The sequence below is a fragment of the Clostridium sp. DFI.1.208 genome (assembly GCF_024463855.1).
Taxonomy (GTDB): domain Bacteria; phylum Bacillota_I; class Bacilli_A; order Erysipelotrichales; family Erysipelotrichaceae; genus Clostridium_AQ.
The window spans coordinates 1-285 of sequence record NZ_JANGCA010000277.1 but is presented as its reverse complement, the minus strand read 5'-3'; the positions used below and the strand labels follow the sequence as shown (position 1 = coordinate 285).

At 50.5% G+C, this 285-nt stretch carries 1 protein-coding gene; it reads left to right on the top strand.

The features are described 5' to 3' along the window. Positions 1–260: hypothetical protein (locus NE665_RS24360; RefSeq protein ID WP_256302763.1), on the top strand; the 260-nt coding region annotated here is incomplete at its 5' end. Positions 261–285: the final 25 nt, after the last annotated feature.

Genomic DNA, 285 nt, shown 5'->3' with positions numbered 1-285 from the left:
AGCAGGAACAGCTGAAAAGCAGGACGCTCTGGCTACAGGAGATGAAGCAGGCGATCATCAAAAAGACGAGACTGTGCATGCTCATCATGGCAGGGATCTTCTTCCTGCTCATCCTGATCCAAAGCGGTCTGTATGTGTGCGTACCGCAGCGATATCAGGGCAGTATCCTGCATATGGTCCAGTGGGGGAAATGGGGACTGCTCGCAGGAGAGGTCATCATCTATGCAGTATTGAAGGACAGTGAGATGGAAGGAGTGTAAGGGAATGAAGAAAAAGATACCGATG